The sequence below is a fragment of the Streptococcus sp. GS001 genome, assembly GCF_021595565.1.
Lineage (GTDB): Bacteria > Bacillota > Bacilli > Lactobacillales > Streptococcaceae > Streptococcus > Streptococcus xiaochunlingii.
In genome coordinates this window covers 500,545-521,870 of record NZ_JACSYJ010000001.1, presented here as the reverse complement: position 1 = coordinate 521,870, position 21,326 = coordinate 500,545, and the positions used below count along the sequence as shown (strand labels likewise).

Annotated in this window: 18 protein-coding genes and 1 other annotated feature; of the genes, 4 read left to right on the top strand and 14 right to left on the bottom strand. The window is 42.8% G+C overall.

All coding sequences use genetic code 11. The annotated features are described in order from the left end of the window. The 5 genes from pheT to trpX all read right to left on the bottom strand — a co-directional run bounded on the left by pheT (window position 1) and on the right by trpX (window position 5,966). Window positions 1-2,406: a phenylalanine--tRNA ligase subunit beta gene (pheT, locus tag H8S88_RS02630; RefSeq protein WP_236127887.1), complete on the bottom strand. Its 2,406-nt coding sequence runs from the start codon at window positions 2,404-2,406 to the stop codon at window positions 1-3. A 157-nt stretch (window positions 2,407-2,563) separates the two neighbouring features. Then, window positions 2,564-3,079 (bottom strand): GNAT family N-acetyltransferase, encoded by a 516-nt coding sequence (locus H8S88_RS02625; protein WP_125335957.1) that lies wholly within the window; start codon window positions 3,077-3,079, stop codon window positions 2,564-2,566. Window positions 3,080-3,081: 2 nt separating this feature from the next. Continuing rightward, window positions 3,082-4,128, bottom strand: a complete 1,047-nt coding sequence (pheS, locus tag H8S88_RS02620) for a phenylalanine--tRNA ligase subunit alpha (protein ID WP_125335959.1) — start codon at window positions 4,126-4,128, stop codon at window positions 3,082-3,084. Between the two features lie 313 nt (window positions 4,129-4,441). Next, entirely contained in the window at window positions 4,442-4,861 is a 420-nt protein-coding gene (locus H8S88_RS02615; RefSeq protein WP_125335961.1) for a chromosome partitioning protein ParB, read from the bottom strand. Window positions 4,862-4,985: 124 nt separating this feature from the next. Further along, window positions 4,986-5,966, bottom strand: a complete 981-nt coding sequence (gene trpX / locus H8S88_RS02610) for a tryptophan ABC transporter substrate-binding protein (RefSeq protein WP_443032519.1) — start codon at window positions 5,964-5,966, stop codon at window positions 4,986-4,988. A 156-nt stretch (window positions 5,967-6,122) separates the two neighbouring features. Next, window positions 6,123-6,357 (bottom strand) — a binding site (T-box leader). Window positions 6,358-6,537: 180 nt separating this feature from the next. On the opposite strand from trpX, the gene H8S88_RS02605 reads away from it, so the two are divergent. After that, a complete protein-coding gene (locus H8S88_RS02605) occupies window positions 6,538-8,199 on the top strand; it encodes an Rqc2 family fibronectin-binding protein (protein ID WP_125335965.1) in 1,662 nt (553 codons plus the stop codon). A gap of 40 nt (window positions 8,200-8,239) precedes the next feature. Here H8S88_RS02605 and budA read toward each other — a convergent pair whose 3' ends face one another. The 3 genes from budA to H8S88_RS02590 all read right to left on the bottom strand — a co-directional run bounded on the left by budA (window position 8,240) and on the right by H8S88_RS02590 (window position 11,503). Further along, window positions 8,240-8,956 (bottom strand): acetolactate decarboxylase, encoded by a 717-nt coding sequence (budA, locus tag H8S88_RS02600; protein ID WP_048691055.1) that lies wholly within the window; start codon window positions 8,954-8,956, stop codon window positions 8,240-8,242. A gap of 149 nt (window positions 8,957-9,105) precedes the next feature. Beyond that, entirely contained in the window at window positions 9,106-10,344 is a 1,239-nt protein-coding gene (locus tag H8S88_RS02595) for a tetratricopeptide repeat protein (protein WP_125335967.1), read from the bottom strand. Beyond that, window positions 10,334-11,503 carry an AI-2E family transporter gene (locus H8S88_RS02590; protein ID WP_125335969.1) on the bottom strand — a complete coding sequence of 390 codons (1,170 nt, stop codon included), beginning with the start codon at window positions 11,501-11,503 and terminating at the stop codon, window positions 10,334-10,336. Before H8S88_RS02590 ends, H8S88_RS02595 begins: the two co-directional genes overlap by 11 nt. A 174-nt stretch (window positions 11,504-11,677) precedes the next feature. Between H8S88_RS02590 and H8S88_RS02585 the strand changes: the two genes are divergently transcribed. Both H8S88_RS02585 and H8S88_RS02580 read left to right on the top strand, forming a co-directional pair. After that, window positions 11,678-12,688, top strand: coding sequence for a lactonase family protein (locus H8S88_RS02585; RefSeq protein ID WP_185761533.1), 1,011 nt, complete (start codon window positions 11,678-11,680; stop codon window positions 12,686-12,688). Window positions 12,689-12,764: 76 nt separating this feature from the next. Next, complete coding sequence (locus H8S88_RS02580; protein ID WP_023023803.1) at window positions 12,765-12,950, top strand: hypothetical protein; 186 nt, start codon at window positions 12,765-12,767, stop codon at window positions 12,948-12,950. A gap of 101 nt (window positions 12,951-13,051) precedes the next feature. Here the strand turns inward: H8S88_RS02580 and eno are convergent, their stop codons facing one another. Then, window positions 13,052-14,356: a surface-displayed alpha-enolase gene (gene eno, locus H8S88_RS02575; protein WP_006597394.1), complete on the bottom strand. Its 1,305-nt coding sequence runs from the start codon at window positions 14,354-14,356 to the stop codon at window positions 13,052-13,054. 186 nt (window positions 14,357-14,542) lie between these two features. On the opposite strand from eno, the gene H8S88_RS02570 reads away from it, so the two are divergent. Then, window positions 14,543-14,986 carry a DUF1694 domain-containing protein gene (locus H8S88_RS02570; protein ID WP_125335973.1) on the top strand — a complete coding sequence of 148 codons (444 nt, stop codon included), beginning with the start codon at window positions 14,543-14,545 and terminating at the stop codon, window positions 14,984-14,986. A 57-nt stretch (window positions 14,987-15,043) separates the two neighbouring features. Here H8S88_RS02570 and H8S88_RS02565 read toward each other — a convergent pair whose 3' ends face one another. From H8S88_RS02565 to H8S88_RS02545, 5 genes are all read right to left on the bottom strand, one after another. Beyond that, on the bottom strand, window positions 15,044-16,162 hold the full coding sequence (locus H8S88_RS02565) for a glycerate kinase (protein ID WP_125335975.1): 1,119 nt from the start codon (window positions 16,160-16,162) through the stop codon (window positions 15,044-15,046). A gap of 90 nt (window positions 16,163-16,252) precedes the next feature. After that, window positions 16,253-17,977, bottom strand: coding sequence for a septation ring formation regulator EzrA (gene ezrA, locus H8S88_RS02560; protein ID WP_125335977.1), 1,725 nt, complete (start codon window positions 17,975-17,977; stop codon window positions 16,253-16,255). Between the two features lie 86 nt (window positions 17,978-18,063). Beyond that, a complete protein-coding gene (gene gyrB, locus H8S88_RS02555) occupies window positions 18,064-20,013 on the bottom strand; it encodes a DNA topoisomerase (ATP-hydrolyzing) subunit B (RefSeq protein WP_125335979.1) in 1,950 nt (649 codons plus the stop codon). 12 nt (window positions 20,014-20,025) lie between these two features. Beyond that, window positions 20,026-20,589: an HAD-IA family hydrolase gene (locus H8S88_RS02550; protein WP_006595945.1), complete on the bottom strand. Its 564-nt coding sequence runs from the start codon at window positions 20,587-20,589 to the stop codon at window positions 20,026-20,028. Window positions 20,590-20,768: 179 nt separating this feature from the next. After that, window positions 20,769-21,326, bottom strand: coding sequence for a DJ-1 family glyoxalase III (locus H8S88_RS02545; protein WP_048789358.1), 558 nt, complete (start codon window positions 21,324-21,326; stop codon window positions 20,769-20,771).

Genomic DNA, 21,326 nt, shown 5'->3' with positions numbered 1-21,326 from the left:
TTAACGCACTTCTGCGTCTACTTTTTCTTCAAGTGATGCTTGGATTTTTTCCATGTAGCGTGCGACTTCTTCGTCGGTCAAGCTATCTTCTGGATATTGGAAGGTCAAGCTATAAGCCATGGACTTCATTCCGATACCCAGTTTTTCACCTGAGAAGACGTCAAAGAGTTTGATATCTGTCAAACGTTTCACGCCTGCAGCTTGGATGGCATCGACCACTTCTTGGTGAGTCACTTCTTCTTTAAGGAGAAGGGCGATATCACGGCTGACTGCTGGGAACTTCGTAATTTCCACAAATGGAGCGGCTGGTTGAAGAGCTGCTTCGATAGCTGAAAGGTTAAGCTCAGCTACATAAGTCTCAGGAATGTCGTAAGCCTTTGCCGTCACAGGGTGTACTTGACCGAGGAAACCAAGAACTTGGTCACCGAGAGAGATCAAGGCTGTACGTCCTGGATGGAGGCTAGCGATTTCAGAGGTTGCTGTATAAGTCACTTCAAGACCCAAGCGAGCAAAAAGAGCTTCCAAGATTCCCTTAGCGTAGAAGAAATCAACTGGTGTTGCTGCAGTTTGGAAGTCTTTTTCAGCGACTAAACCTGTCAAAGCAAAGGCAAAGCTGTTGATTTCATTTGGCAAGTCTTCTTTTGGATTACCCGTTTGCTCGAAGACTTTTCCGATCTCGTAAAGAGCCAAGTCTTTATTCTTACGCGCTACGTTGTAGGCAACTGTATCCAAAATACCTGAAACCATATTTTGACGGAGGACAGAACGATCCACAGTCATTGGCCACATGAGCTCCGTTAAGTTGCTTGGTGCAGTCGTAAATTCAACGGCTTTTTCAGGAGTTGTCAGAGCGTAGGTGATGATTTCTGTCAATCCCGCTCCTTCAGCAATAGTCCGAACTCGACGACGGAGTTTTTGTGTCGCAGTCAATTCACCTGCTGTCCCATCGTCTTTTGGAAGACTAGTTGGCAAGCGGTCATAGCCATAGATACGAGCGATTTCTTCAAAGAGGTCAGCTTCAATGGTGATATCCCAACGACGACGTGGAACGCTAACTGTGAAGGCTTCTGCATTCCCAGAAAGGCCAAATCCTAGACGACGGAAGACATCCTCTACATCCGCGTAGGAAAGCTCAGTACCAAGGACACGGTTAACGTCTGCAAGAGTAGAAGAAACTTCTACATCAGAAGTGTCCAACTGTCCTGCTGAAACAATGCCCTTCCGCACTGTCGCACCAGCCAATTCAGCAATCATGCTTGCTGCCGCATCAAGGGCTTCATTGACTGTTGCCACGTTGATTCCTTTTTCAAAGCGAGAAGATGATTCAGAACGAAGGTTGAGGCGACCACTTGTCTTACGGATAGATTTGCCATTGAAGACAGCAGCTTCAAGGACGACACGAGTAGACTTTTCAGAGATTTCTGTAGCCTCTCCACCCATGACACCTGCAAGGGCAACTGGTTTGTCAGCAACAGTGATTACGAGGTCATTTGTTTCCAACTCACGCTCTTCGCCATCCAAGGTCACCAATTTTTCACCCGCACGCGCTTCACGCACACGGATATCAGTCCCTTCAAAGGTATCCAAGTCAAAGGCATGCATAGGCTGACCAAAATAAAGAAGGATATAGTTGGTCACGTCAACGACATTGTTGATCGGACGAATACCTTCGTTCATGAGGAGGTTTTGCAACCATTGTGGACTTGGTGCGATGGTTACATTGTCCAAGATACGAGCCGCATAATAAGGAGCCTTGTCTGTGTCAATGCTGACAGAAAGAGCATCTGCTGCAACTTGGTCTGTTTCTGTTAAACTGAATTCCTTAAAGTTGACTGCCTTGTCATAGATAGCAGCTACTTCGTGTGCTACCCCACGCATAGAGAGGGCATCTGCACGGTTAGGCGTGATGGAAAGTTCGATGATCTCATCATCCAAGTCTAGGTAAGAGAAGACTTCGTCTCCAGGAACAGCATCTTGAGGCAAGATTTGGATCCCATCTGCAAATTCTTTTGGTACAACAGAGTCAGAAATTCCTAATTCACCAAGTGAACAGATCATTCCGAGAGATTCCAAACCACGGATTTTCCCTTTTTTAATTTTGTAGTTGTCCGCGATACGAGCACCTGGAAGAGCCACCATGACCTTGATGCCTGCACGCACATTTGGTGCCCCACAGACGATCTGACGGGCTTCTTCTTCACCCACATTGACTTGGCAGACATGCAAGTGTGTTTCTGGCACATCTTCACAAGACAGGACTTCTCCGACGACAATTTTTGAGAGACCAGCAGCAGGTGATTCCACACCTTCTACTTCGATCCCTGTGGTTGACATTTTTTCAGCCAACTCTTGTGATGCCACATCAATGTCCACCAATTCTTTTAACCATTTATAACTAACTAACATATGTAAGATACCAAGGGCCAAGCAGAAATCTAGTTATCTTTCCTAGATCTCCATCCACCCTCGTTTTGATCCTTTCATTTTGTGTTTTCCAGCTCGAGGCTAGCTTAGGAAGGTCTAATAACCTCCCCTTCTCTAGAATAGAAGTTTCTTGTTCCTTCTAGGTCAATTTCTTTCTCAACAACCAGTCTGTATCCACGGTATCTCCGGTAACATACTGGTGTTCACTAAATCGTTCAAATCCAAAGCGATAGTAAAAATCTTGCGCCTTAAAGTTGCGTTCCCAGACACCTAGCCAGGCCCACTCAAAGCCCCGGCTCTTGGCTTGATCCAGCGCAAAGATAAACATTTCCTTGCCAAAACCAGCCCCATGCCATTCCTTTTTGACATAGATCCGTTGGATCTCAAAGGACTTGTCCATCTCTACTGGCTCGGTCTGCGCCTGACCCCAGTTGATCTTGAGAAAACCACAGATTTCTTGATCTTCATTGAGGACAAAATAGGTTTCAGATTCTGGATCTCGCAGATCCTTCTCAATTTGCTCCAAAGAGAGCACTGTAGAGAAGTAATCTTCCAAATCTTTCTCAACAATATAGGGACCAAAGGTCTCCCGGTAGGTTTCCACCTCTAGGTCACGTAAGGTCTGTACCTGGTCGATTTTTACTCTAACTAACATGATTATTTAAACTGTTCTGAGAAGCGAACATCTCCTTGATAGAAGCCACGGATATCATTGATTCCATAACGAAGCATGGCTACACGCTCCTGACCAAGTCCGAAGGCGAATCCTGAATAGACTGTTGAATCAATGCCACTCATCTCAAGCACGCGTGGGTGAACCATACCGGCCCCCATGATTTCGATCCAACCGGTCTTCTTACATACATTACATCCCGCTCCACCACATTTGAAGCAAGAGACATCGACCTCAACAGAAGGCTCAGTAAATGGGAAGTAAGAAGGACGCAGACGGATTTGGCGTTCTGCACCAAACATCTTTTGCACGATCAACTGAAGCGTTCCTTGAAGGTCTGCCATAGAAATGTTCTTCCCAACAACCAAGCCTTCGATCTGATGGAACTGGTGACTGTGGGTCGCATCATCTGTATCCCGACGGAAAACACGCCCTGGAGAGATCATCTTCAAAGGCCCCTTGCTAAAGTCATGCGCATCCATGGCACGCGCTTGAACTGGCGAAGTATGGGTCCGAAGCAAGATTTCTTCTGTGATGTAGAAGGTGTCCTGCATATCACGAGCTGGGTGATCCTTTGGCAAGTTCATGCGTTCAAAGTTGTAGTAGTCTTTTTCGACTTCAAAGCCATCTACGACTTGGTAGCCCATCCCGATAAAGATATCTTCGATTTCTTCACTGGTTTGGGTCAAGACATGACGGTGACCACTTGCAACTGGACGTCCAGGAAGGGTCACGTCGATACTTTCACTAGCTAATTTAGCTTGGACTTTCTTTTCTTCCAAAAGCTTGGCTGTTTCTTCAAAGGCAGCCGTCAAGACATCACGCGCTTCATTGACGTGTTTACCGATAACCGGACGCATTTCAGCAGAGACATCTTTCATCCCTTTAAGGATTTCAGTAAGGGAACCTTTTTTCCCAAGGACAGAGACCCGTAGTTCTTGCAATTCTTTTTCATTTTCAGCAGAGATCTGCTTCAAAGCTGCCAGCGTTTCTTCCCGAAGCGCTTTTAATTGTTCTTCAATCGTTGACATATTTCCTCCATCATGGTCTTCACTCAGACATAGAAAAAACCACGCGCCACACCCATATTCGGAGCGTTGACACGCGGTACCATCCGTTTTTTATCTGAAACTCAGACCTTAATTTCTAAATCCTTGCGCAAGTGAATTCACTCAGCTTTCATGCAAAGAGCTTTCAGTCACGGCTCTTCTCCCTGTTGCACTTCCCTTGAGGTACTAGTCTTGCAGATTTCTATTCAATTACATTCTAGTTTATCAGATTTTTAGTTAAAAAACAAGTTAGATGAGACTAATTTCAATAGACAAAGGAATAAGACGCAAGGCATTATCTATTGGCCTTGTCTGTTTCATCTGCTTTCCTTTTTAGTAGAAGAGTTGCTGCTTGGTTAAAACCATCACACCAGTTATACCATTTTGCTTCATACTCATCTTGAGGTAAGATACGATGTTTTAAATCCAAAACAGAGGATATCTTTCTTTCCTCACAAGCTTGTGCATAGAGATGATAAATTTCATCACCACCATCTTTATCAAACTCAGCAGAAATCGTATCCCGACCTGCCAATAAAGCCTGATAAGCCCTGTGATGCCCGTCTGTAATCAAGAAGCAATTTCCAAACGCAAGAATACTAATTGGATCAACATTGATGATTTCCGCCGATTGATCAAGCATCTGGATATCATGTAACTTCTTTTCTGATAAATATAGTTGGGTCGGATGAAGATCTGTTATTTTGATTTTCAATTCTTTCTCCTCTACCAAGAGTAAAATAAGCTGGTCCTGGGCACTGGTGAACATTTTTAAAGGTCAGGATTTAAAGACCTGCCAAAGCCAAATTCCTCTGCCATTCTTCTCATTCAAATTGTTTTTATTCGATGACTTGTCCAGCTTCTTTCAAGACAGATTCTGGAATGGTAATGCCTAACTCTTCTGCCACTTTTTTGTTGATGACAGATTTACCATCTGTAAAGATTTCGACTGGTGTATCCGCTGGTTTTTGACCTTTCAAGATTTTCGCAGCCATTTTACCAGTTGCCACTCCAAGATCATGTTGGTCGACAACGACTGAACCTAAACCACCAGCTTCGACCATGGCTGTCGCACTTGGGAAGATTGGTTTTTTAGCTGTTTTGTTTGCTTCGACTACCGTTGAGAAGGCTGAAGCGATGGTGTTGTCAATTGGAACCCAGATGGCATCTACTTTACCAGTCATGACAGAAACCGTTGAAGCAATTTCATTTGTAGAAGGGACTGAATAAGGAACTACTTTGTAGCCTGCTTTTTCAGCCAATTTTGTAAATTCTTCTACTTGAGTTTTAGAATTATCTTCACTGGTTGAGTAAAGGACACCGATTGTTTTCACATTTGGAGTCAACTCTTTGATTAACTTCAACTGTTGTTCCGTTGGGTTGTGGTCAGATACTCCTGTGATATTGCCACCTGGTTTTTTCAAATCTTTGACCAAGTTAGCGCCGACTGGGTCTGTGATAGCACCCATGATGATTGGTTTGTCCTTGGTTGCACTAGCCAAACCTTGGGCAGATGGAGTTGCGATTCCGATCAAGACGTCGTTGTTGTTTTGGACCAATTGTTTGCTCATGGTTGCAACCTTGTTTTGGTCTCCTTCTGCATTGAGGAATTCGATCTCAATCTTGTCCTTGTCATAGCCTTCTTCAGCCAAGCCATCTTGAATCCCCTTGTAGATTTCGTCTAGCGATGGGTGGCTGACCAACTGTAAGACACCGACTTTTACCTTTTTAGTTCCATCTGCTTTATTGGCATCATTTTTATTGTTTAACATTGGATAGACTACTGCTACCAAAATAATAGCTAGCAAAGCACCGATCATTCCCAATATACGTTTGTTTTTCATATTTTTTACCTCAATTATTTATTTTTTTCGTTTTTTCGCTTCTTTGTTAAAGACTGAGTCGCCATCGTTTCTTCATCTTCTTTTCTCCCTTCTTTTTGAAACAAAAAACACGCCCACACATAGCTATAGCTATGTGAGGACGTGTCATCGCGGTGCCACCTCACTTATGGGAAAATGGATAAACTCCTCCCATATCTCTGTCTTGTCTAGCAACAAGTTGCACGATAAGGTGTGCCGACCGAATTTTTATTGTTTCAAATTCATCTCATCATTAGTCCAATTTCATAAATGTCCACTACCCACTTCCACCAACCGTGAGCTCTCTAATAAATTTTCATTTATTACTTTTCTAATTGAATCCATTGTAAATGTTTCCGTAAGCCTTGTCAATACTTTTTTATGTTTTTTTTGAAAACGTTCGGCATTTCCTGAAATTCTTTTCCTAGTGAGGTTGTTTTTGCAAAATGTTTGTCCTTCTTCTTCCTAGGTTTTCAGGCACTTTTTTGATATAATTTACTAGAACTAGTCTAGAATGTTGAGGAAACCCATGTCTTTTGATGGATTTTTTTTACACCATATGGTGAATGAATTACAAAGCGAACTCTTAAATGGTCGCATCCAAAAAATTAACCAACCCTTTGAACAAGAGTTGGTTTTACAAATTCGTAGCAACCGCAAGAATCAAAAACTCTTGCTTTCTTCTCACTCTGTTTTTGGACGGATCCAACGGACCCAGACCAACTTCGAGAATCCTGCCTTCCCCAATACCTTTATCATGGTCATGCGCAAGTATCTCCAAGGGGCAGTCATTGAGCAGATCCAGCAACTGGAGAATGACCGCATTTTAGAAATCGCCGTCTCTAATAAAAATGAAATTGGAGATGATATCTCTGTGACTTTGATTATTGAAATCATGGGCAAGCACAGCAATATCATTCTTCTGGACAAGGCGACAGGAAAAATTATCGAAGCAATCAAACATGTGGGCTTCTCTCAAAATAGCTACCGGACTATTTTGCCAGGCTCGACCTATCTAGCTCCTCCAAAAACCGATGCGGTCAACCCTTTTACAATCAAGGACGAAGCATTATTCGCCTTTCTCCACCGGGAAGAGTTGACACCTAAAAACCTTCAAACTCATTTCCAGGGTCTTGGTCGAGATACTGCTCAAGAATTGGCCAGTCGATTAGAAACTGGAGAAAAACTAAAAACCTTCCGAGCATTCTTTGAAGCTCCAACAGATCCTCGTCTAACGACAAAATCCTTCGCTGCTCTCGCTTTTGCTGATAGCCAGGAGGAAACCTTTGAGACCTTATCGGATCTCCTCGACCACTATTACTTAGACAAGGCCGAGCGCGACCGGGTCCAACAACAAGCTGGAGAACTCATCCGCAAGGTGGACAATGACCTAGAAAAGAACCGGAAAAAATTGGCCAAACAAGAAGCCGAACTGGCAGCGACAGAAAATGCCGAAGAGTTCCGTCAAAAAGGCGAACTGCTTACTACTTTTCTCCATCAAGTCCCAAATGATCAAGACCAAGTCACCTTAGACAACTACTATACCAACCAGCCCATTACCATTGCCTTGGATAAGGCCTTAACCCCCAGTCAAAATGCGCAACGCTACTTCAAGCGCTACCAGAAGCTAAAAGAAGCCGTCAAACATTTGACCTCTCTTATCCAAGAAACCAAGGAAACCATCTCCTACCTGGAAACAGTCGAAACTGCTCTGGCCCAAGCCAGCCTCTCTGAAGTAGCCGAGATTCGCGAAGAGCTGATCCAAACAGGCTTTATCAAACGACGCAACCGAGAAAAGATCCACAAACGGAAAAAACCTGAGAAGTACTTAGCATCAGACGGCAAGACCATTATTCTGGTCGGCCGGAATAATCTTCAAAACGAAGAATTGACCTTCAAAATGGCTAAAAAGGACGAACTCTGGTTCCACGCTAAGGATATTCCAGGTAGTCACGTGGTCATTACAGGTAACCTCAACCCTTCAGATGAGGTCAAAACCGATGCAGCTGAGCTGGCAGCCTATTTCTCTAAGGGACGCCTGTCCAATCTGGTCCAAGTCGACATGATTGAAACCAAGAAACTCAACAAACCAACCGGAGGAAAACCTGGCTTTGTAACCTATACCGGTCAGAAAACCCTACGGGTCACCCCTGAAGAAGAAAAAATCAAATCCATGCGTATCAGCGAGTAGACAACGTAAAAGGACTGAGAATCATCTCAGCCCTTTTGTTTTATTCTGATTTGTGAATATCCTCTTTGACCTGGTCAACATTGAACTTGGCAAAGAGATACTGGCGGTCCTGGACGGGGAAGCGTTGGTCCAATTGATCAATGGCTCCAACTTCGACGATGCCCTCTTTGATGACAAAATCCATGACATGCCCCCCGAAGGTATGGTCATCTGAGATAAAGTGAAGGTGATAGCCTGCTACACTGACCCCATGAAACATCTCTGGCGTCCAAAAACCAACAATGGTTCCTGTAACATTTTCTCGTGTAAATTCTGGCTGATGGGTCGCCACATCTGCAAATTTGGTTTCCGAGGTCGATTTGGGAATCATGCGCACATGCATTTTTGCAAAATCACCATGAATCTTAATCGAACGAAACAGATTTTCGCCATCGTAATAAGATTCAATGCGAGCCTCTAATTCCTCATCTGTCATTTCAAAGCGTTGCCGAAAAATCACTTCGGCCTGATGGGGAACAATGGCCGCATAAGGGACGGTCGCATCTGGAGATACTTCCACAATCTCTGGTTCCTCTCCTGAACCCTTAGCTTGATAAGCCTTACCATCTAAGACGATCAATTCGCCATCGATTGAGTCCAAGGTCCCAATTCCTAAATCTCCGTGCTCTAGTAATTCTTTAATGGTAAAGGATCCCCCATAGAGACCTGCCATCAAAGCCCCCAAGGTATTGTATTGAAACAATTTCACCGGTTCCATTTTTTCTCCCTCATTCATCTTGTCTTCTTTTTAGCCCTTCCAGTATACCATATTCTTAAGGACAATAACAGAAAGACTGATTAAAAAAGAGCGGGCCAGAACAATGATACACACTTGTTCGGATTCCCGCTCCCTCAAGAGCCAAACTCTTATTCTTCTAGCAGACTCTCATAGAAAGCTTGCATTTGCCCATCATCTGGCACTAACTGCAAATAGCCTTCTGCCACTTCCCGGGCTTTTGCAATATCACCCAACTCTCTCAAGAGATAGCTATAGCTTTCTAAGAACTCTGGATTTTCTTTCAAATCTGGGTAGAGCTCTTCATAGATTGCATCTGCTTTTTCAACCTCTTCGAGTGCTACCAAGGCACGAGCGATATTCCAGCGGGTGACCACATTCTCCACTTCCACTTCCTGCCATTCAAGGACGTCTTCATAGCGTTCCTGTTCCAAATAAAGGGTTGTTAGGCGAAGGGCGATATCTTCGAGGTCCTCAGCCACTTCTTTTGCTTCTAACAGATAGTTTTCTGCCTTTTCTGGCTGATGTAACTCGTAGGCCAACTGGGAAGCTAGAAGGAGGAGGTAGGCATCAAAAGGATTCTTTTGAATCCCTTGCTCTGCTATCGCTAGCGCTGTTTCTCGGTCATTCTCAGCTTGTAGAGCCAAGGCATAGCCGTATTCATACCCTTCAAAGTCTGGTGACAATGTATCGATCTGCTTGAAGTAGATCAGAGCCCGTTGATACTCTTCTCGGTCATAGAGAAGGGTTGCCAATTCATAGGCAATCTGGTCATCAAACTCGATTTCCAAGGCCTTTTCTAAAAACTCAATGGCAGCCTCAAACCGACCTAGATTCGCATAGGCATAGCCGATCCGCTGATAAGTGGAAATGCCTGTTTCTTCTAAAATGAGACGGTTGTCTAACTGAGCATACTCTTGAATGGCTTCTTGGTAATTTTCGAGTTCCAGATCAATCTCTGCCAAGCCAAGCTGAATGATCGGATCATCTGAAAGAGTCGCTGCTTCCATCAGCTTTTCCCGAGCCACATCTGCAAGCCCCTCACTTTGGTAGAGGTCCGCCTTGACTAGGAGACTGGCTAAATACCATTCCGAACTTTCAGGGATTTCTTCCAAATAAGCAAAGGCTTCTTCCATTAGACCATCCTCGGCTACAATGGTCGCTAGACTCAGATAGACCTCTGGATAATCATCTCTTAGATGCAAGTAGGTTTGCTTGGCTTCAGGATAAAAACCAATACTTTCAAAATACTGGCCCAATTCTAACAAGGTTGCTGGATCGTCTTCTAGCAAAGCCTTTTCCAAATAAGCCGGCAAGCGATCTAACTCTTGTTTCTCAATTGCTTCTAGAATTTTTTGACTATTCTCCACGTTGAATTTCCTCAATTTCGTCCTTTTCGTACAAGCCACTGACATCTTTGTACCACTCAAATAGAGCACTGATGACTACTTTAGCTGAAGCGTAAACTGGGATTCCCAAGAAGACTCCCCAGATTCCAAACATAGAGCCAGAAGTAATCAATACAAACAGAATCGTAATTGGGTGGATATTGAGCTGACTACCCAAGACAAGTGGGGAAACGAAACGTCCCTCGATGGTTTGCTCAACAATAAAGACAATGACGACTTTAACAAACATCTCTGGTCCTGCCACCAAGCCCAAGACTAAGGCTGGGAGCATAGCCAAGAAACTACCCAAGTATGGAATCAAGTTCAGAAAACCAGCGGTTACACCAAGTGTCACTCCGTAACGAAGTCCAATGATCTTAAACAATAGAATGAACATCAAAGCTACGATGATGGCAACAGTGATCTGACCTCTGACATAATTGGCCAATTGTGTATTGACATCAGACAGCACCTTGCCTGCTGATTCACGAATCTTGGTTGGTAAGAAGCGAATGATCTGCCCTTTCAGGTTCTTTCCATCTCTCAAGAGATAGAAGACGATGAACGGCATGATAATTAAAGCGATAATGACCTGAGAGGCAACAGCAATCAGATTGCTGACCCAGTTGACTGCACGGGCAGAAAAGGAACTCGCCCAGCTAGTAATATTCTCTGACAACTGGCTGGTCCATTCATCCAGTTGAGGCTTGATTTCTGGCGACACTTTGTTGTCTAAGAAATCATCAATGGTCATATTGGCCTTTTCCAAGTAATCTGGCAGATTCTTCATAAAACTGAGAACCTGACGCTGAATGGCTGGAATAGCGACGGCCAAGCCCCATAAAATGAGAAGGGCAATCAAGATGAAGACGATGGAAATCGCAATAATCCGCTTAACCCGGTGCCTTTCCAAAAAGTCAACAATTGGATTTAACAAATAATAGAGGAGCCCAGAAATAATGACGGGTAGCATGACCGCTGCTCCAAACTCTAACAGCGGTGTAAAAATAAAACTAATCTTGCTCAGAACTAAAATATTTAATCCCATTAGCAAGGCTACTAGGAAAACAGTAATGGCCTTATTATCAACAAACCATTTAAAAAACCAGGATAAACTAAAATCTTTTTCTTTATGTTCCACAGGAATCTCCTTCGTTTTCAATCTGTTTTTATTTTAGCATTTTTAGTTCATAATTTCACGGTATAGCCAAAGGTGAGGTACATTTTGTTCCTGAACTCCTCAATCCTTCACCTAATCGTTTTCCATCCCCTTCTTTTCTGATATAATGGAGCTATCAACTAAGTCGAGGTGCATGTGATGCAAGATATTTATTTCGGAACCTATACCAAACGCGACTCCAAAGGAATTTACAAAGCTTCCTTCGATGAAAGAACTGGTCAGCTTAGCGACTTGCAACTAGTTGCGCAAGAGCCAAATCCAACCTATCTCGCTTTTTCAAAAGCTGGTTTCTTATACAGTGTGGGAGCCGAAGAGGGTCTTGGTGGTATTGCGAGCTTTAGCCCTGACCACCAGTTGATTAATCACGTCGTCGATGAAGGAGCCCCCCTCTGTTATGTCTCTGTTGATGAAGCGCGTGGGTTGGTCTATGGAGCTAACTATCACAAGGGACAAGTCCTCTCTTATCGCATCCATGAGGACGGGCATTTGACCTTGGTCGATCAAGCAACTCATCAGGGTTCTGGACCTCACGAAAACCAAGCCAGTCCCCATGTTCACTATGCAGATCTTACTCCAGATAAGTTGCTCATCACTTGTGATTTGGGAACTGATCAAGTCGTGGTCTACCAAGTCGATGATTTTGGAAAACTGACAGAAGCTCAAACCTACCAAACTGCTCCAGGTGCTGGTCCGCGTCACATCATTTTCCATTCTCATTACAAGACGGCTTACCTGATTAATGAATTAAACGCCACCATCGATGTCCTTTTCTATGATGGACTTGGCTACTTTGAACATTTCCAAACCATCTCCACCCTACCAGAAGATTATGAAGGTCAAAAATGGGCTGCTGCTATTCGCCTCTCCGAGGATGGGAAATTCCTCTATGCCTCTAATCGGGCCCATAACTCCATTGCAGTCTATGAAATATTGGCAGATGGTAGCCTAGTGCTTCTTGAAATCGTTCCAACCAATGGACTCAATCCACGCGATTTCATTCTTAGTCCTGATCAAGAATACCTCATTGCAGTCCATCAAGATTCAGACAATGCCACTGTTTTTAAACGCGACAAGGCGAGTGGTAGATTGACTGAATTGAGCCATGATTTCTACGTACCAGAGGCAGTTTGCGCCCTCTTCAACTAAGAATCAAAACGCTTGCTAGTTTGGTTGAAAAATGATTAAATAGTGATAATAATAAATAGTTTATAGGAGAAACCTCATGAACCCAATGGATTTGTTTAACCAAGTCAAAGAAATGATCGAAAAGAAAGATTTCGATGCTGCTAAAAAATTCATCGATGACAACAAGGATAACCTTGGTGACTACTTAGAACAAGCGAAAGCACTTGTTGCTGGAAACGATCTCGTCAGCGGTGCTGTAGATAAAATCAAAGGCTTGTTCTAATAAAACGATTCCTCAACTAGATAGTTGAGGATTTTTTTTTGGCTCGATAACAAAAAAATCCTTGAGAAAACTCAAGGATCTTTTGTATCTAGTTAACTAGATTATTTCTTAAGGTTGTAGAATGATTTCAATCCACGGTATTCAGCTACTTCACCAAGTTGGTCTTCGATACGAAGCAATTGGTTGTATTTAGCGATACGGTCAGTACGTGAAAGTGAACCAGTCTTGATTTGTCCTGCGTTTGTTGCAACTGCGATGTCAGCGATTGTTGAATCTTCAGTTTCACCTGAACGGTGTGATACAACAGCAGTGTAACCAGCTTCTTTAGCCATTTCGATAGCTTCGAAAGTTTCAGTAAGAGTACCGATTTGGTTAACTTTGATAAGGATTGAGTTAGCAGCACCTTCTTGAATACCACGTGCAAGGTAGTCAGTGTTAGTTACGAAGAAGTCGTCACCAACCAATTGTACTTTCTTACCAAGACGTTCAGTAAGAGCTTTCCAACCTTCCCAGTCGTTTTCATCCATACCATCTTCGATAGTGATGATTGGGTATTTGTTAACCAATTCTTCAAGGTAGTCGATTTGTTCTGCAGATGTACGAACAGCAGCGCCTTCACCTTCGAATTTAGTGTAGTCGTAGACTTTACGTTCTTTATCGTAGAATTCTGATGATGCACAGTCAAATCCGATGAATACGTCTTTACCTGGTACATATCCAGCAGCTTCGATCGCAGCAAGGATAGTTTCAACACCATCTTCAGTTCCTTCGAAACGAGGAGCGAATCCACCTTCGTCACCTACGGCAGTTTCAAGACCACGAGATTTAAGGATTTTCTTAAGAGCGTGGAAGATTTCAGCACCGTAACGAAGAGCTTCTTTAAATGTAGGTGCACCAACTGGCAAGATCATAAACTCTTGGAAAGCGATTGGAGCATCTGAGTGAGAACCACCGTTGATGATGTTCATCATTGGAGTTGGAAGAACTTTAGTGTTGAATCCACCAAGGTAGCTGTAAAGTGGGATTTCAAGGTAGTCAGCAGCAGCACGAGCTACAGCGATAGACACACCAAGGATTGCGTTTGCTCCCAATTTACCTTTGTTAGGAGTACCGTCAAGAGCGATCATTGCACGGTCAATAGCTTGTTGATCACGTACATCGTAACCGATGATAGCTTCAGCAATGATGTTGTTTACATTGTCAACAGCTTTTTGAGTTCCAAGACCACCGTAACGAGATTTGTCACCATCGCGAAGTTCAACTGCTTCGTGTTCACCAGTAGAAGCTCCAGATGGAACCATACCACGTCCGAAAGCACCTGATTCAGTATAAACTTCTACTTCAAGTGTTGGGTTACCGCGTGAGTCTAGGACTTCGCGAGCGTAAACATCAGTAATAATTGACATTTCTTACTCTCCTTTGAGTTTAAATTTTTTACACCTCTATGATACCTTAAAAATACGCGTTTTTCAAGAAAAAATGTTATCTTTGTGCAGATTTTCCTTAACTTTATCAAGAAATCGCTTTCTTTTTGTTTGGATCAGCCTTTATTCGTTTGGCATTTTCAACCTAAAGTATGATATACTATTCTTATGACTGATCTATCTAAAGAAATTATGGAAAAGGCTAACGGTGGCCTAAAATTAAATCCTGATGAACAGCGTCGCTTTCTAGGTACGTTTGAAGAGCGAGTTCTAGGATATGCCGATTTAAAAACAAGCAATAGTCCTCAGCTTCAGAAGGGCTTTTTGAAGGTGCTGAAAATCTTGAATGAACAAGCTAACCCACTCTTTGTAAAGATTTCTCCAAATGTTGATTCTAGCGTCCAGTTGAGCTATCTAAAACAAGCAAAAGAGTTTGGTTGCCAGGCTACTATTGTTTCGGAGGAACACGACTCCTCTCCTTTTGGGCTCGTGATTCATACAGATGCACCAGTTACCACTACTGACAAGGACCTCCGTTCTTCTTTTGCGGATCTCTGGGAGGAAGAAAAGAAACCGTCCAAACCTTCTCTTTGGAAGAAATGGTTTGGTTGATCAGAGCTGTCCCTTAGACATTTTATTAGTATTTAACATTAGATAGAATAAAGCGGTTTAACCGCTTTTTTCTATGCTTAATAGATTACCGATATTTCTAGCTGTAAAGAGAAGATTTTCCCTCGCATCCTTCAGAAGTTGCTCTAAACTATCGGGATATTTCGTAATAGAAAAGGCACCGACTATATTTTCAAATGGGAGACTTGGTAAATCATCTGAAAGACTACCACAAATGGCTATTACTGGGATTCCTTTTGGAGTTCGTCTCGCAACCCCTATCGGAGCTTTTCCGGATAGACTCTGATGATCCAGTCGCCCTTCACCGACAATGACCAAGTCTGCATTAGCTACTTTGGAATCAAAGTCAATCAAATCTAAACAGCTATCAATCCCTGATACCAGTCTTGCTTGCGCGAAGGCACAAAGACCCGCAGCAAGACCTCCACCAGCTCCCATCCCTGCTTGAGTCAAAATACTCGGATAATGCTTTTCGTAAAAGCTGTTAATAGCTTGATCCACTTGTTCAAACATATTGGGACTGAGCCCCTTTTGTTTTCCAAAAATATAGGTCGCACCATCTAGTCCACATAAGGGATTGGATACATCTGCTAAGATCTGTATCTGGACATCATCTGGGATCTTGAACGCTTTCTCTTTACAGATGGAATCCCAATCTAAAAGACTTTGTCCACAGGCCTTTAATTCTCTTCCTTCTCGATCATAGAATTGGTAGCCTAGTCCTATTGCAAGTCCCAGGCCACCATCATTGGTCGCTGTTCCTCCAACCCCGATATAAATCTCCTTTTTTCCCTGTTTGATTAAATAACAAATCAGTTCACCAATTCCTCGGGTTTCTAGGTCAAGTGGACGGCGTTGATCAACTGGAATCTTTCCTAAACCGATCAAGTCGGCTACTTCAAAGAGAGCCAGAGAATCCTTCTCCATATACCGCATTTCTACCGGCTCTCCAAATGGACCTGTGACAAGGGTAAAAGTTTCCTTCAATCCCAATGAGTAGCTGATGGCATCCACTGTCCCTTCCCCACCATCTCCAACAGGACAGGTGAGCGGTTCTACATCGAGGAGAGACTGACGCAAGCCTTCTGCAATAATTTCCGCTACATCTTTCACAGGTAAGCTTTCTTTGAATGAATCTGGAGCAATTAAAACTTTCATGGACTCATCTCCTTTTTCTATCCTTCCATTCCCATCACAGCTTCATTTCCATAAAAAAACATCCAGGAATATTCTCCTGGATGTTTTAGATTAGAATCGGATGGATTCTCTTGTTTTTTCAAATGAGGTAACAAATCTCTCTGTTACTCCTGGTTCAACTGTTTCCAATGCTTCTGAAATGACTTTGAATGAAGCAGGATAGTCATACTCTTTTTCAAAGATGTACAAGGCTTCATCAAACGCTGCTTGGACATGATCGTCGAATGAACGATAGCGATTTGAGTATTGAAGCAACTGCTCTGTTAGAGTAGCATATTGTACTAATTTGTAAGTTTCTTCCTCTAACTCTGTCATATCGTTGGTCAAAATATCCAGGAGACGGTTGGCGTTTTCGATATTGACACGACGACCTTCTAACTCAGCCAAGAGAGCTTCTGTGTTATCACTTGCAGTGAAGAAGATAGTTAGGAAGGATTGAGGAATTCCAGGTAAGTTACGCTTATCCATGTAACGCTTAATGGCATGTAAACGGTTGGCGTAGATATTTACCTTTTGACGAGCATTGGTGTCGTCTTTCTCAATCTTAGACAAGGTTTCGCTCAAAGCAATTTGATCATCTTCAATCTCTTTCAGACGTTCTTCAATCGCTTCTAACTCTTCTTGAAGGATAGAGTAGGCTTTTTGAGTTTCAGATGTATCCTTCAAGGCATCTTCTACAACGAGCTCTTGAGCTGTTAATTCAGCTTCTAACTCCTTCAAATGATTTTCCTTAAGTTCTTTACTTTCAAATGTTTTGCTGAGACGTTCAACTTCTTCTGCTAAACGCTTGTTATTTTCCTTCGCATGGGCAAGGTAACCTGGTAAGGCTTTGACCAATTTTTCAACAACTTTGTGCGATTCAATTTCACGAGTGAAAATATCATACAAGGCGTTGATTTCTTCTTGAATCTGCTCATTTTCATAGAGCGCATTATCTAATTCAAGAGCAGCAACATTTTGTAGGTTGGCTTTCAAAGCTGCATGCAACTGTTGGAAACGTGCTTCCAAATCGGTCTCTGTAAAATGATAACCAGATTCCAAAAGTTTGCGATGACCAGCTTCCAAATCTTCCAATTGATCAGGAAGAGTTGTTTGGACATCCTTCACAATTGCAGGAACTTTTTCAACAATATGCGTCAAGGCAACAATATGGTTTTCAGCTGTATCCAAAATTTCTGCAGCTTCAACAGGGTCACCTGATGAATTCAAGGTTACAAATTTTGAAAACTCAACTTGAATATTTTCAGCTTGCTTCTCGATTTCGGGAAGTGCTGGGCCGTATGCGTCTGGATCAGAAGCTACTTGTTTTTGCAAGTTTTCAAACATATCCAAGGCATGAACAACCCGACCGCTATTCTTTTCTTCTTTTTCTTTTAATTCAGATAAAGCTTGACGGATGGCCTTGATATCTTCATCAATCAATTGAACCTGACTCTCAATATTTCCAATTGCTTGCTTGGCTTTTAAAAAGCGGAAAGAATTGTTGTAGCCTTCTGCTTCAAAGAGGTTGTTCTCGATATCAGCAAAAGAATTGAGGGATAGGTCCACCCATTTTTGATTCCATTCACGAAATGCAACTTGACTTTGACCAATCAAATGCATACTCTTCACTTCTTCTACTTCATCATTTACCGGAAGGTTATACAACTGTTCTTTTCGTTCTTCCAGAGATGCCAGTAAGGCTTCGTTACGCTTTCTCAATAAGACTGCCACTACATATCCTAAAACCAAGAGGACCCCAATGACAATAATGAGAATAATTAGTCCACTAGACATATAAAAACTCCTTCATTAAATTACTTGAAAGTAATCGTAGTTATTATATCATAAATATTCGAATAATTGGCAAATATCGCAGAATTTTATACATCAAGTGTACTATATTCGGCATTTTCTTCGATAAATTCACGACGAGGTTCTACTCGATCCCCCATAAGCATATCAAAGATTTTATCTGCTTCTGCTGCATCATCAACTGTCACACGCGCCATGAGGCGGTGTTCTGGGTTCATCGTTGTTTCCCAGAGCTGATGATCATCCATCTCACCCAAACCTTTGTATCGTTGAATCGTTGGTTTGGAACGACCTTCAGAATAACGTTCAAGAGCCTCAGCCAATTCAGCTTCTTGGTTGGCTCCTGGCTGGATGTATTCTTTGATCTCACTACCAACTTTTACACCATAGATTGGTGGTTGGGCGATGTAAACATAGCCTGCCTCCAAAACTGGTTTCATATAGCGATAGATCAAGGTTAAGAGGAGGGTTCGAATATGAGCTCCATCGACATCGGCATCTGTCATGATGACTAATTTTTGATAACGGGCTTTCGATACGTCAAATTCTGCACCAAAACCGGTTCCCATAGCTGTGAAAAGACTACGAATTTCTTCATTGGCTAAAATCTTATCCATGCTGGCTTTTTCCACGTTGAGGATTTTCCCACGAATAGGGAGAATCGCTTGGAACTCGCGGTTTCGACCTGATTTAGCAGATCCTCCGGCAGAGTCCCCTTCGACGATGAAAAGTTCTGTCTCAGCTGGATTGTTAGATGAACAGTCTGCTAATTTACCAGGAAGGTTTGAGATTTCTAAACCAGATTTCTTACGGGTGACTTCACGGGCGCGCTTAGCAGCAACACGTGCTTTTGCAGCCAAAATTCCCTTTTCAACAATTTTCTTAGCAATCTGTGGATTTTCCAACAAGAAATCAGAGAAGGCATCGCTGAACAAGCGGTTGGTGATCTTGACCACTTCAGAGTTTCCAAGTTTGGTCTTAGTTTGTCCCTCAAACTGTGGATTTGGGTGTTTAACAGAAATCACTGCTGTCAACCCTTCCCGGACATCTTCCCCTGTTAGATTTTCTTCATTGTCCTTGAGAAGTTTATTCTTACGCGCATAGTCGTTGATAACACGGGTCAAAGCTGTACGGAAACCTTGTTCATGAGTCCCCCCTTCATGGGTATGGATGTTATTGGCAAAACTCATGACGGTTTCGTGATAACCAGTCGTGTACTGCATGGCTACTTCAACCGTGATATCATCCAATTCTCCATCGGTATAAATCGGAGTTTCAAATATGACATCCTTGTTTTCGTTGATGTATTCTACATAACTAGCAATCCCACCCTCATAGTGGTAATCTTTCGTTTGCTCCTGCCCTTCACGCTTGTCCGTGATCGAGATCCGTAAGCCACGGTTCAAGAAGGCTAATTCTTGAATCCGTTTGTTCAACTTGTCAAAGTCAAATTCAGTGGTTTCTGTGAAAATCTCTGGGTCTGGAGTAAAATGAACGGTTGTACCAGTTCGATCAGTTTTACCGATCACTTCAAGATCTGCAACGACTTGCCCACGTTTGTATTCTTGGTAATGAATTTGGCCATTCTTATGGACATGAACATCCAACTGAGTCGACAAGGCATTTACGACGGATGATCCAACTCCATGGAGTCCACCTGAAACCTTGTACCCACCACCGCCAAATTTTCCTCCCGCATGGAGAACGGTAAAGACAGTTTCAACCGCTGGACGACCCGTTTTTTCTTGAATGTCAACCGGAATCCCCCGTCCATCATCGACGACTGTAATCGAATTGTCCGCTTCGATAAAGACTTCGATATGGCTAGCAAATCCTGCAAGGGCCTCATCGATTGAGTTATCGACGATTTCCCAAACCAAATGGTGAAGACCTTCTTTAGAAGTGGATCCGATATACATCCCCGGACGCATCCGAACTGCTTCTAAACCTTCTAAAACCTGAATCTGACTGGCATCATATTCTTGACCAGTCGTTTCTTGCTTCAATTCTTCTGTCATTCTTTCCCTTTTCTAATTAAAAATATAGGCACTTAATTGATCCATTGAGTCGAACAAATAGGTCGCCATGCCAGCTCTCTGACCAGCTTCGATATCGATTGGGCGATCTCCAATCACCAAGCCAGACTCAATCGCATACTTGTCTTTTAGATACAACATGGACGTAGGATCTGGTTTACGTGGAAAACCATCATCAGCTGTCACAACTTCTGTAAAGTAATGACGAATCCCTGTTTTTTCTAAGATGGTCTCTACATGATGGTCACGGTGAGAAACCAAAAAATGACGGGCTCCGACTGCTGTCAGACGATGCAATAACTCCTCAGTCCCCTCGAATAAGCAGGGGATTTCAAGAGCTTCTTTCTCTCGCTGTTTATACTCTCCCAAAAAGTCTGGAAGGTCTGAGGCAAACTGCTGAACAGCATAATCCGTGGAAACCTTTAAAGCTGCATAAACGGAATCATGATCAGCCTCCCTTTGGAAATACTGTAAGGTCGCTACAAAAGCTTTTGTAGAGGTCTCATAATTGTCCAATAAAGTCCCACCAAGATCCCATATAAAATCATGATAATCCATAGCTTCAATTATACCATATTTTTCAAAAAATTGCTTGTAAAGTCAATGTTTTAAAGGTTTTTTTACAGTCATCTCCCACCTGTTTTACTTTCATTCAAAAAGCATTTATATTTTGATAAAACTAGCCTATAAAAAAATGAAGACAGGAATTTTCCTACCTTCATTTTTCTTCTCAACAACTATGGGGCCGATGTTCCAAAAACATCTTGATAGAGCATCCCTTCTCTCAATGCCGTGGCATCTCCACCAAAATGGTTGACCAGGGCATAGGAAAAAGCAAGTGCTGTTGCAGGACCCCGACTGGTCAAGATGTGACCATCCTGAACCACTGCTTCCTTCACATAATGCTCTGTTCCAATTTCTTTTTCGAAGCCATCATAGCAGGTATAGCGTTTTTCATCAAGTAGTCCAGCTCGATCCAACACAATCGGAGCTGCACAAATAGCTGCTAGACTTTTTCCTTGTTCATGGGCTTCTTTTAAAGACAGGATCAAGCCTTCATGGTCGCGTAGATTTGCTGCTCCCGGCATCCCTCCTGGAAGGACAATGCCATCAAAATGATCCAACGAACCGGACCAGACCTCATCTACCTTCACTGTGATACCATGGGACCCTGTAACTACTTGATCAAATCCAACCATCTGACACTCGATTGCTGCTCTTCGCAAGACATCGACAACGGTCAAAGCTTCGATTTCCTCGAAACCACTTGCTAACATCACTGCTACTTTTGTCAT

Excerpts from the sequence above, each read along its gene's own strand:
- pheT (WP_236127887.1), bottom strand. The coding sequence starts at position 2,406 with ATGTTAGTTAGTTATAAATGGTTAAAAGAATTGGTGGACATTGATGTG.
- H8S88_RS02625 (WP_125335957.1), bottom strand. The coding sequence starts at position 3,079 with ATGTTAGTTAGAGTAAAAATCGACCAGGTACAGACCTTACGTGACCTA.
- pheS (WP_125335959.1), bottom strand. The coding sequence starts at position 4,128 with ATGTCAACGATTGAAGAACAATTAAAAGCGCTTCGGGAAGAAACGCTG.
- trpX (WP_443032519.1), bottom strand. The coding sequence starts at position 5,966 with ATGATCGGTGCTTTGCTAGCTATTATTTTGGTAGCAGTAGTCTATCCA.
- H8S88_RS02605 (WP_125335965.1), top strand. The coding sequence starts at position 6,538 with ATGTCTTTTGATGGATTTTTTTTACACCATATGGTGAATGAATTACAA.
- budA (WP_048691055.1), bottom strand. The coding sequence starts at position 8,956 with ATGGAACCGGTGAAATTGTTTCAATACAATACCTTGGGGGCTTTGATG.
- H8S88_RS02580 (WP_023023803.1), top strand. The coding sequence starts at position 12,765 with ATGAACCCAATGGATTTGTTTAACCAAGTCAAAGAAATGATCGAAAAG.
- eno (WP_006597394.1), bottom strand. The coding sequence starts at position 14,356 with ATGTCAATTATTACTGATGTTTACGCTCGCGAAGTCCTAGACTCACGC.
- H8S88_RS02570 (WP_125335973.1), top strand. The coding sequence starts at position 14,543 with ATGACTGATCTATCTAAAGAAATTATGGAAAAGGCTAACGGTGGCCTA.
- H8S88_RS02565 (WP_125335975.1), bottom strand. The coding sequence starts at position 16,162 with ATGAAAGTTTTAATTGCTCCAGATTCATTCAAAGAAAGCTTACCTGTG.
- ezrA (WP_125335977.1), bottom strand. The coding sequence starts at position 17,977 with ATGTCTAGTGGACTAATTATTCTCATTATTGTCATTGGGGTCCTCTTG.
- gyrB (WP_125335979.1), bottom strand. The coding sequence starts at position 20,013 with ATGACAGAAGAATTGAAGCAAGAAACGACTGGTCAAGAATATGATGCC.
- H8S88_RS02550 (WP_006595945.1), bottom strand. The coding sequence starts at position 20,589 with ATGGATTATCATGATTTTATATGGGATCTTGGTGGGACTTTATTGGAC.
- H8S88_RS02545 (WP_048789358.1), bottom strand. The coding sequence starts at position 21,326 with ATGACAAAAGTAGCAGTGATGTTAGCAAGTGGTTTCGAGGAAATCGAA.